Below are 9,753 nucleotides of genomic sequence, written 5' to 3'. Positions count from 1 at the left end.
GCAGGTATCGATGTTATCTTTTGTATAATTACCAGCCCATGTAATTCCTGAGTCATTTATTTCCTGATATATAACTGCAATGGTGTTTATGTCTGAGCTTATATTTTTTGGAGTATCATTGCTTTTTGTGCCGTCTTTGGAGCAACCACTGGCAATTATAAAAAGCACTATTGGCGTGATGTTGGTGAAGTATTTAAGGCGATGCATACACATCTCATCTAGAAATTATAGGGAGTTAAAATAAGAAGCTGACTTTGCAGCCAGCTTCTTATTTAATCGCAGAAGTTTTAAAAAATTGTCTTATTGCTGAATCCTTGATAACGACCGCTTTCATTCGCGCCGAGTTTAACCGCTAGCGAGTGCCATACATCATGGGAGTTAGCTCCACTGGCATTAATGCTTCGCCGATTCCCCACGCCACCACCCGCGATTACAATCGGAACTCTTGCTGCATCGTGCGCATCTCCGTTACCTGCGTCAGAAACTTGGGCAACAATGGTTGAGCTTAATAAGCCTTCGTCCCTGAATTTTTTAATCATATAAGCTTGTAGTTTTGTTGCTTCGGATCGTTGTGCTAACCATTGTGGATATTGATCACAGCAACTATTTGATTTTCTGCCGTTGTTATGGTCATGGGCGGCGGTATGCATTGTTCCGTTGTAAGCGTCATTACCTACTTTTACGCCAGAAAAAGAAAGTTCTGCGTTATCATCACCAAAATATAGCATTGCAGAGTTGGTAAGATTACATTTCATTGCCAACGCAAAAACATCGGTAAAGGCTCTGAATTGTTCACGAATAGTCCCCATGTTTAATGGAAATGCACCCAGAGCAGCGGGTGATCCACAGGAGCCGCCACCGCCGCCAGTTCCCGGGTCCGATGCCAGCTGATTTGCTTTTTCTTCGATAGCAGTTAAATGGGCATCAAGACGGATTTTTTCGTCTTGCCCTAATTTCGATTGCAATGCTTTAACCGCTTCCAAATGTCCGTCGACAATATGTTTTTTAACATTAGTAGTAGCAGGCGTAGCTGTACCGGCACCAAAAATTGCCTCAAACATTGTCATTGGATTTTGATAGGTGTGCGCATCGTTACCGCTATCGCGCGAGACTCCGTTTGTTTGATTGTTAAAATTTTGGTGAATGTTACCGATAAGATATGCATGGCGCTTTCCGGCACCAAGAATGCGTCCCATATTGACGTCAAAGCTTTCACCACCGCCCCAACCTTTATTCATGAGTAGTTTAATAATCCCATGCCCAAGGTTTTGTCCTACGTGCGGATTGCGAGCTTGCACACCATCAACCATGAGGATGTTATCTGCTACTTCGTTTAGGGGGGCTGAGAATGGAGGTAAGTTGCCCGGCTGTCCATGCCACATTTCCGGTAGTGCTCCATTACCAATGTAAAGTGTCACGATTTTATCAACACTACTTTGTGCCTCTGCCATACGGGAATACATCATTGCAGATACTAATGGAGATGCACGTAACAAACCTTTCGAAATTCCTGCAGCACTTATTAGCTTTATCAGGTCTCTACGTTTTTTATCAAATTGATCTATGTTCGGCTTTTTCATTTTTTATACCTTCAATTAGATTCGAATTACAGGATCGAATAGTTATATGTTTGAGTTTATATTTAGGTTTTTTAGGGAAGTACGCAATTTTAGGATTGCGTACTTTCTCTTACTCATTACATATTGGTTGGTCGCGCCCAAGCTTTGCGATATCTTACGGTATCCAACACACCCAATTGCTCCAGCATTTTTCGAGGGCTTTGTTCCATCATGGTATGTTTCAGATCCTGGACATCGCAGGCATAAGCTTTTATTTCCGCCTCATCCACCAAAACATAGTCACCGTGTTGTTGCCAACCATCCTCTACGCCGATCCCAGTGGTATAGCGGAATAGATTTTGTGGAAGACACCTTTGTGCTGTAGGTAAAGTTGCCATAGTGTCCCCGAGTTCTTTTGCCCCTACGAATGAATAAGCAGTGCTTGCAAAGTTATTACTCCATGCTTGTGGTGCATACAGAGTTCCGCTCGCATTTACAGCATTACCTTTGGTGTCAATTGTCCGTGGGTTGCCTACAGAGTCAAAATCTTCTAATCCAAAACCAAGTGGATTAATAATATATTCATGACAGGTTTTGCAGGACTCCAGACTTGTGACCAGCTCGAACCGTCTCTTGTTGGTTGTCATTGGATTCGCAAGTTCTTGTTTATGTATTTCCAGCAATTGTTCGCGGCCTATGCCAACGTTTGCTGGTGGGTCTTGAACATCCTGGCAGAGCATGCGACCACGGACTCTAACGGCGCGGCGAATTGGTGATGGTTCAATTGCATCGGCCCAGCGTGACATGAATCCGCCATTTGCAAGAATTCCGCCTCGATTAGTTGTTGCTACTCGAACAAATTGGTTACCACTAACACCATTAATACCATAATGTTGAGCAAGTGGTCCGTTAACATATGTGTAGTCCGCGTTATAAAGCGTTTCGAACTTTCCATTTGGATCCAGCATTAAATCACTGAAGAAAACAGCTAACTCCTGTTGCATATGCGGAATAAGTGCATTGAAATCTAATGTTGGATAAGTTCCTGGATCTTTGGCGACATTATTCAGTGAATCTGTTGCCAACCAGCTATTCACAAATGTTCCCAATTTTTCCTTAAACGCGGTACTTTGCATTAAGCGGGTAATTTCTGTAGTTATCTCGTTTTCCTGTACTAAGGCACCACTGGCTGCTTTACTCAGTAATTGCGCGTCGGGTGTGGTATTCGTGTAGGTATATGCTAACCAAGTTGCCATTTCATAGGCGGTAAGTTGATAAGCATCACTTGCAAGAGCGGTATTAGCTGGATTTCTCTCCCCAACTTCATGGCGATATAAAAATTGCGGGGCTGCCAGCATGGCTTCCAATGCCAATTGCATACCGGCCTTAACATCACCATTGGTTTTGCTACCATTAGCCATGCTGGTATAAGTGAGCTTCTCTTGGTTGTCGAGTGAGCGTCTAAATATCCTTGGGGCAAACTCGTTGATTAATTTGTTCGCGCAATCCTGATTGAAATTATTGTTACAATTTACAACACCTGAAAAATTCCTATCGGCTGACCATTTGGCGATTTTTTCTGAGGTGAGTAAATATTGCTCATAAGCTCCGGAATTCATAACTCTTTGAGTGTTACTTATGAAATGACCCAGCATAGAATCTCCAGGAAGGGAGTCCACAATAAAACCACTTCCCAATAAACTATTAATAGAATTTTGGTACTCTTCGCGAGTAAGGAATCGCAATTGACGGGCACCATAATTAACAGGAGCGGTACAGCTTATTTCTTCGTTATAAACGGGTGGGGGCTCTTGCCAGAATGTAGCATCAAGATAAGCAACAATGGTCTCAGCGCATTCTCTATCACAAGTGCCAGCAGCACCTTTTGGCATTGTAGCGACAATTGTATTGATCATGCTTTCACGCAATGCACCTTCTCTTTTTACATTGAGCGCAGGAAAGGCTCCGCCCAATCCTTTTGCATCTGCACCGTGACATCCCGTACACATGGCTTGGTAGTGGGTTTTCCCAGTAATGACTGGATCTATAGTTATATTATCCACAATGACAGTGACTATTGGGGTAGGGCTCGAAGGAACGCTGCCATTTAGCGCGATTACTTTATAGTCATATGTTCCTGTATTGCTGAGTAAATCTTCCAGCATAATTTGGTTGCTTGAAAGGTTTTGAATTTTACTCCAGTAGCCAGTGTTATCTTTACGGCGAACTATAAAGCCTGTTTCATTATTACTAACATCTGCCCAAGTTAAGGTAACCATACCGCCGGAATTGTTAGTGGCATTTAAATTGACAGGAGTTGTAGGAATGCTTGGGATGTTTAACGCTGCCACTGCAGGATTACTGTTCGCTGCAAAGTTCAGGTTGAAGTAGATTGGTACGGTATGCCCAATACTTGATGGGATTGGACTTACAAGTGATCGTATATATTCTATTCCCCACTTTAAATCGAACAGGGGCGCACTAATTAACACCGGCTTGAGAGAAGTTACTGAAATTTTTCCGTTGTTTAGCTTGGTAATTAATACTTGGGCAGGTGTTGTGGTGTTGACCCCATGTAATATAAGTGACCCATTTAAAGTTTGAATACTGGTGCTTCCTGCTTGCATTGCGTTGATTTCAGCAAGGTTAAGTTGGACCGAATAATAGAGATGGGGCAGAAGGCTGGTTTCGAACAAGAATTCACGAATACGTGAGTCACGAGTTGCATTGAGTGTATCGACACTATTCAGATCCACTTGTAGCGTTGCAAGCCCATTTTTGTCTACGGAGCCTTTTAGTTGCGAAAATCCGCCAATTTCCGCCACATGTTCTTTTTTAACAGTAACCATATTCAACATTGAGGTGCTGTCGTCAAGAATCCACGCTGCTGTATTCGTTGTACCAGCAGATGATGAAGAATTTGGAGTGGATGATTTTGAGGAAGACACAGAAGATTTAATAGATGAAGCTGTCTGCACACTGCTAGATGCGACCGATCCCGTGCCAACTGGTGTCTTACAACTCACTCCATTTAATAAGAAATCGCTTGGTGCTGCTCCAGGATTATTAATAATTATATTGAAATCAAAAGAACCTCCCGTAGAAACACTACCATTTTCTATTACTGTAAAGATTTTTCCACTTTGGGTTACCGATGAAGCATTCCAAAAGCTAACTAAACTTTCACTGCCGGAATAACTCCAGCTAAGTGTAGGGTTATTAATACTTGAGCCATTATTGACCACGGTGACCTGAAGTTGCGCACCGCTACCCCAGTTACTTTGCGCTTGATAGGTTACATTGCATAAGTCAGCCGCAGCTGTAGCACCCGTGAATGTAATGCCTAGCGATAACGCTGAAATCTTGAATATTTGTTTCATGATTTTTCTCATAGGTTTCGTTAGATGTAAAACGGATATTTCGTACCTGAAAGCCCCGCACCAACTGCCAATTTTTATGTTTATTAAAACTGTTGGCTCATTTGATATAGATCTCCCATAATTAATTGCTTACCGGTTAAAAATTCAGTGATGAGTGATGGGCATTTTGATTTTGTGAGCTCATGGATACAGAGGCGCTTTATGTTCAGCTATAAATAGCCTCTGATGTTTTTATAGTTTTTCTGCAATCATTCGATCATCAGTTTTGAGATTTTTCAGGACCTCTGATCAAATACTATTTCCATTTTTATATTTATCATGTGCCGCAGTAATTGGTAGATAGTTTGGATTGTCCCAACAGCTAGCCGATGTGATTGCAAAATTCTTAATGTCAAATCGAAAAATATTGATCGACTTATTCGACGTGTAAACATTCGGCTTTCACATAAGCTGTCCATTAAGACGGTAATGGTGTTGAATTCAGCCCTCCCTCATATATATCTAATTGGTATTTAGATTTCCATTGTCATGCATGTTTTTGTTATAAGGCATGATTTAAGGAGAGTAGTTGGTTTCATAAATTTGATTTAAGGGGAGTGGATTGGCAGCGCTGCTACGTCTTAATGCCAATATGGAATTTTCTCATGTGTAGTTATGGGACGGTGTGGCGGAAGGTAAGCGATGTGATGACGCCGCGATAGCCGTCTATACTGGGTTTTGGGCAGTCTGCACTGAGGTATCGTTTAAAATATTTTCGATCATCTGGTCGAAAAATCAGACTGCTTCGTCCGACATTGTTTCGACAGGCAGGGGTTGTGAATACTCAAAATAACAACAAAGATGCTTTTGTAATGGAAGTTTATATTAAACATCGGCAGGAGCTTTGCGCTTACATCATTAGTAAATTTGGTGTAGATGCAAGCGACGCTGAAGATATCGTGCAGTCTGCATTTGCTAAATTTGCAGAATTAGATGGGGTTTTGTCTGTCGAAAACCCGCGCGCTTTCTTGTATAAATCGTGTAGTAATATTGCGATTGATATTAAGCGACACAATAAGGTCCGCCACGGATATTCCGCTGAGGTGTTTGAGTTAGAGGAAGAGGCAACGGATTCGATCGGGCCAGAGAGGGCAAATGAATCGCGCCAGCGCTTAGGCATTATTGCTCGAGTAATGTGGGCGATGCCAAGTCGGCGCAGGCAATTATTAATGATGAGCCGATTTGACGGTTTATCCTATGCTGAAATCGCGCGTCAAGTGGGTCTATCGGAAACGGTAGTAAGAAAGCACATAGCCAAAGCGTTAGAAGATTGCCGTAAGGCTCTAAAGGCATGCGGTGAGTAATGGGACTGAAGTAATGAGCAGCAAGGTCACAGAGTCAATCAATACGCAAGCCAGCGAATGGTTTGTTCTCATGCAATCAAATGCGGTCACAGAAAGTGAACGTAGCGCGTTTTTACATTGGTTTGATGAATGTAGAGAGCATCAAGAAGCCTATCGGGCTTACGAGGTGCTATGGCGTGATTTGGGTGAGCTGGCTACCACGCAAGAAGGAAGGCGTTTAAGGAACTCTATTGATTCATTCTCTGTGGAATATTTTTTCAAGCATGTTCAAGCGTGGATGTTTGAATTCTTCACGGTTTTCAAAAGAATCTTCTTATTGCGTGATGGCGCGACAAGGGATAGTGAACCTGCAATTGGATGGTCCCATACGGGCCGATTTGCAGTAGTAGGGTTTGTCCTTTTTGTGTCAGTTTTTCTGTTTAATGATTTCCTTGGTAATAAGGTAGATGTTCAATCATATCAAACGGGTATCGCCCAAATTCAGAAAATCCACTTACCTGATGGGACACTTGTTACTCTGTCTGGTAAGTCGCGTTTGGCCGCTTGGAATACAGCAAGTGAACGCCATGTTGAGTTATTGGAAGGGCAGGCGTTTTTCGAGGTGGCAAAGAATCGAGAGATGCCATTTTATGTTAAAACAGGGGATACGTTGATCCGAGTGGTTGGCACGCAGTTTGATGTCAATCGCACTAGTAGTCGGGTGAGTATTGCCGTAATTGAAGGTGTTGTTAAAGTATCAAGTATTCTGGACGATACTAAGGCGGTGGTTGACACACAGTCGGTCATGGTTACAGGTGGTCTGCAGGTCAGTCGCGATGATGGTGAAGACTTCTCGCCGGTGGAGAAGATTGCATCAACGAACGTTGCTAACTGGAGGAGTGGTCGCTTGGTATATAGCAATGCACGATTGTGTGATGTTATTGATGATGTAAACCGTTATACACGGAATCAAGTGCTTCTCGATGAAACTTTGCATAATATTAAGGTAACCATTGCTTTCGACATTGAGCAGGTTGATTCTTTACCTGCGCTTCTAAGTAAAATGTTACCTGTAGCATATACACGTGATGCGTCTGGGCGGGTTTTTATTCGCTCCTCCCCCCCAAAGAAATAATTGTCCAACCACACCAATAAATTTTCATCGCCCTTAGGGGCGCATTTCTTCATCCTCCCCGTCTTAATGATGATTGATATTGAGCTTCAATAGGCCATTATCAAATCTAAAACAATAAAGCTTCAATGTGCCAAGTAATTTTTAAATTCTACACGCACTATTAGCCATAAAATTGTATTTTTTATGACAGAACTATAACAATAAAAATTTGAAACATTTTTTTCATTGGTTATTAAAATTATGAAAACGCTAATCATCTATGCTCATTTATTGGCGGCGTGTGTCGCCATCGGTATTTTATTGATTCAAGATCTGGCAATTATTCGCTCACGAGGAGCCCCTTTGAGTAAAGGTGCCATTAATGAATTAATTAAATCTGCTCGAATTGTTTCCGTTGCGTTGGTTTTTTTATGGGTATCTGGAGCTCTATTAGTTGTACTTGGATATTTTGAAAATCCTCAGCAATATCTGCTAAATCAAAAGTTATGGGCGAAATTTACAGTGGTTTTGATTTTAACAATAAACGGTGTATTTCTGCATTATTATAGTTTTCCGAGAGTCACTGGAACCCACGGGCTACTTAATTTAAGTGTTGTCGAACAAGTATTGGTAACACTGTCTGGTGCCGTATCATCAGTGTCTTGGTTATTTGCATGTTACTTAGGTATTGCACGTCCATGGAATGATACGGTTGATTTTTCGTACATCATGTCTATTTATATGTCTATTTTAATAGTTGCAATTATTTTCTCTTGTGAATTGCTACGTTTTTTGCGGCGCGAAGAATTGCCGTTGCTAACCGATAGAATTCAGCTGGGGACAATTAGAAGTATTGAAAGAAAAACAAAATAGAAAATTAATCCTCGTAGAGAGGGTAACCTGTAACTAACGTAAAACCATTGTTTTTAGTTGTGCTTCTGTCTAAATGACTAATTTTCATTTGGTCAAAGTGATTCTTACTATTGAGGAAATAACATGATTAACAATAAATTATCAAAAAATAGCTTTCATAAATTCGCGAGATACGTCTATCCGTTAGGGGTTTTTCTGATAGCCTCGGCATCATCTACAAGTGCATTCTCCGCTTGTCTGTATTCAGTCAATAGCCAATGGAATGGCGGTTTTAATGCAACTATAAAAATCACTAACAATAGTGGCGCAGCTGTTAATGGGTGGAGTGTCAATTGGCAATATTCTGGGCAGGATCGCGTCGCTAATGCATATAACACTAATTTGAATGGTGGAAATCCCTACACCGCAACGAATCTAGGATGGAACGGCAGCATCCCGCCTGGCCAAGCGGTGGAGTTCGGTTTAAATGGTAGCAAAGGTTCTGCTGCGGCAGAAATTCCAATACTGGCCGGAGGTGTGTGCGGCGGGGCATCGAGCTCAAGCCAAGCTAAATCGTCAGCGGTTAGCCTAAGTAGTTCAAGTAAAGCAGTAAGTAGTACCCCTTCATCAGCAACACCTTCGTCTGCGAGTAAGTCTTCAAGCAGCATTGCGACTTCAACAATTCCTTCGTCATCAAGCTCAGTAGCACTTTCCTCTGCACGCTCATCGGCCACAAGTAGCATTAATGCTTCAGAAGTCAGCACTATCGGCAACTGGAATCTTGACCCAGCTGCATCGTATTTAAGTTTTGCAACGACAAAAAACGTCAACACAGTTGAATCGCATACATTCACTGGGGTTAGTGGAAGCATTAGCAGTAATGGACTCGCCACTCTAGTAATTGATCTTAATACTGTTAATACATCAAATGCTGTACGAGACGGTCGTATGCGCGGTTTGCTATTTGAGGTGGTTAGCTTTCCTAATGCCACCGTAACCGTGAATCTCAACGGTAATCAAATAAGTGATATTCCGGTTGGTGGTGCTGTAATACAGGCAATTGTCGCAAATTTAGATTTGCATGGCGTGAGTGGAGTCATTAACACGAGGGTATCAATACAAAGATTGTCAGCTACCCGTATTCAAGTTCAGAGCCTGTCACCTGTTATCATAAATGCGCCTGATTATGCATTGGCTAATGGTGTAGAGGAGTTGCGGAAGGCGGTCAATATTGAGTCTATCAGCACTGCAGTCCCCGTTAACTTCGTACTTTTCTATGATGTTCAATAGGCAATGTTTTAACACTAATGAAAAATACTGGTGTGCAGTTAGATTAATTTTTAGAATGAAATAATTTCTTGGTAAGAGATTGGAATTGAGGGCATTAATCGTCTTATTGTTGAAGTTTCATTATTTAATCTTCTGAGTTTTTGATTGGAAGATTACGGAAATGAGCTTTTGTTAGTGTTGGACTCTCTCCGTCGTAAAGCCCTGAATCGAGCGATTCGTTCAGGGTGTTCGCAAGT

General features: G+C 41.8%; 7 protein-coding genes. 4 read left to right on the top strand and 3 right to left on the bottom strand.

Features of this window, described 5'->3' with window-relative positions; all coding sequences use genetic code 11:
• The 3 genes from ACWA6V_RS03140 to ACWA6V_RS03130 all read right to left on the bottom strand — a co-directional run.
• A partial coding sequence (locus ACWA6V_RS03140; protein WP_449521134.1) for a hypothetical protein occupies positions 1 to 207 on the bottom strand: 207 nt, incomplete at its 3' end.
• An 80-nt stretch (positions 208 to 287) separates the two neighbouring features.
• Positions 288 to 1,580 (bottom strand): DUF1552 domain-containing protein, encoded by a 1,293-nt coding sequence (locus ACWA6V_RS03135; protein WP_331351412.1) that lies wholly within the window; start codon positions 1,578 to 1,580, stop codon positions 288 to 290.
• Between the two features lie 116 nt (positions 1,581 to 1,696).
• A complete protein-coding gene (locus ACWA6V_RS03130; RefSeq protein WP_449521133.1) occupies positions 1,697 to 4,939 on the bottom strand; it encodes a DUF1592 domain-containing protein in 3,243 nt (1,080 codons plus the stop codon).
• A gap of 815 nt (positions 4,940 to 5,754) precedes the next feature.
• Here ACWA6V_RS03130 and ACWA6V_RS03125 point away from each other — a divergent pair.
• The 4 genes from ACWA6V_RS03125 (at position 5,755) to ACWA6V_RS03110 (ending at position 9,517) form a co-directional block, all read left to right on the top strand.
• Positions 5,755 to 6,282, top strand: a complete 528-nt coding sequence (locus tag ACWA6V_RS03125; RefSeq protein WP_331351410.1) for an RNA polymerase sigma factor — start codon at positions 5,755 to 5,757, stop codon at positions 6,280 to 6,282.
• Positions 6,283 to 6,295: 13 nt separating this feature from the next.
• The gene (locus ACWA6V_RS03120; RefSeq protein WP_331351409.1) at positions 6,296 to 7,396 is read left to right on the top strand and encodes a FecR family protein; all 1,101 of its coding nucleotides are present in this window, start codon (positions 6,296 to 6,298) and stop codon (positions 7,394 to 7,396) included.
• Positions 7,397 to 7,636: 240 nt separating this feature from the next.
• Positions 7,637 to 8,248 (top strand): DUF2214 domain-containing protein, encoded by a 612-nt coding sequence (locus tag ACWA6V_RS03115; protein WP_331351408.1) that lies wholly within the window; start codon positions 7,637 to 7,639, stop codon positions 8,246 to 8,248.
• Positions 8,249 to 8,371: 123 nt separating this feature from the next.
• Positions 8,372 to 9,517 carry a cellulose binding domain-containing protein gene (locus ACWA6V_RS03110; RefSeq protein ID WP_449521132.1) on the top strand — a complete coding sequence of 382 codons (1,146 nt, stop codon included), beginning with the start codon at positions 8,372 to 8,374 and terminating at the stop codon, positions 9,515 to 9,517.
• Positions 9,518 to 9,753 lie beyond the last annotated feature (236 nt).

The organism is Cellvibrio sp. (genome assembly GCF_053579595.1).
The sequence above is the reverse complement of the archived record's forward strand: the minus strand, read 5'-3'. Positions and strand labels throughout refer to the sequence as shown.

Excerpts from the sequence above, each read along its gene's own strand:
- ACWA6V_RS03135 (WP_331351412.1), bottom strand. The coding sequence starts at position 1,580 with ATGAAAAAGCCGAACATAGATCAATTTGATAAAAAACGTAGAGACCTG.
- ACWA6V_RS03130 (WP_449521133.1), bottom strand. The coding sequence starts at position 4,939 with ATGAAACAAATATTCAAGATTTCAGCGTTATCGCTAGGCATTACATTC.
- ACWA6V_RS03120 (WP_331351409.1), top strand. The coding sequence starts at position 6,296 with ATGAGCAGCAAGGTCACAGAGTCAATCAATACGCAAGCCAGCGAATGG.
- ACWA6V_RS03115 (WP_331351408.1), top strand. The coding sequence starts at position 7,637 with ATGAAAACGCTAATCATCTATGCTCATTTATTGGCGGCGTGTGTCGCC.
- ACWA6V_RS03110 (WP_449521132.1), top strand. The coding sequence starts at position 8,372 with ATGATTAACAATAAATTATCAAAAAATAGCTTTCATAAATTCGCGAGA.